Source organism: Campylobacter volucris, assembly GCF_008011665.1.
GTDB lineage: Bacteria > Campylobacterota > Campylobacteria > Campylobacterales > Campylobacteraceae > Campylobacter_D > Campylobacter_D volucris_A.
Window position 1 is genome coordinate 1 of the sequence record NZ_VOWJ01000003.1, and the last position, 1,015, is coordinate 1,015.

Annotated in this window: 1 protein-coding gene and 1 pseudogene; both read left to right on the forward strand. The window is 25.4% G+C overall.

The genetic code is table 11. The annotated features are described in order from the left end of the window. The coding region (locus tag FPD38_RS00425; protein WP_410002916.1) for an imm11 family protein at positions 1 to 367 on the forward strand (367 nt) is incomplete at its 5' end. 70 nt (positions 368 to 437) lie between these two features. Continuing rightward, positions 438 to 987: pseudogene (locus FPD38_RS08360) on the forward strand (hypothetical protein). Positions 988 to 1,015 lie beyond the last annotated feature (28 nt).

Consider the following 1,015-nt stretch of genomic DNA (forward strand, 5'->3'; position numbering starts at 1 on the left):
TTGGCGTATAGTCTCTCCAAAATTTATCAATTTAATGCAAGATTTAATCAAAGATTGTGTGCAATATTTAGATGTAGAAATTAAAAGTCAGGAAATGAATTATTATGATTGTAAAATTATGCATGTAACAAAATCACTTGAAGCTTTAGATTATAAACATTCTATATATACTTATATGGGCGATAATAATGAATATCTAAGTATTACTAAAGCTGTTTTAAAAAAATCAAAACTTGATGGAAGTCATATATTTAGAATTAAAGATGATGAAATACCTGTTTTTGTATCAAGTGAATTTAGAAAAATAGTAAGAGAAAACAATTTATTAGGTTTTAGTTTTAGTGAAGTTATGGTATATGAAAATTAATAAACTACAATTATAAATTATATAAACTTATTAGGCTTTATCAAACAAATACCATAATAAAAGATAAAAAATGACAAGAGAACAAGCACAATTAATTATAAAAGAAGAAAAGTTGATTGATACAACTTGGTATCCTTCTTATAAACATTTAGGAGAATACCATCTTACTATGTGGTTTGATTCTGATAATAATAAATACGAAGCTGTTTATATTGGAGAAAGGGGCAGTGTTGAACTTAGCTATTCTTTTGATAGTGAAAAAAAAGCTATTGACAAAATATTGCAGATGAATTATGAACAAAAAATACGATGGAAAAGATATTAAAGAATATCTAACAAAAGAAGTAGCACTAAAAATCATCAAAGAAGAAAATCTGGAAGTGATTTGGTATGATGAAGTACTTAAACCAATACGAGCAGGTATTAAACACGATAAACAAAGAGATAAATACATCTCTTTTATCACTAATGCTAAAGCAGAACTTATAGAATACAAAAGTATTGAGTTTGATGGAGATGAAGAATTTGAAGGAAAAATATATAATGATGAAAGTAAAGCCCTTTATGCTCTTATCAATCGTGCTAGAATGATTAAACAAAATAGGATTAGCTTTGTATAAATGTTTTCCTTATGATTTAATATAAAAA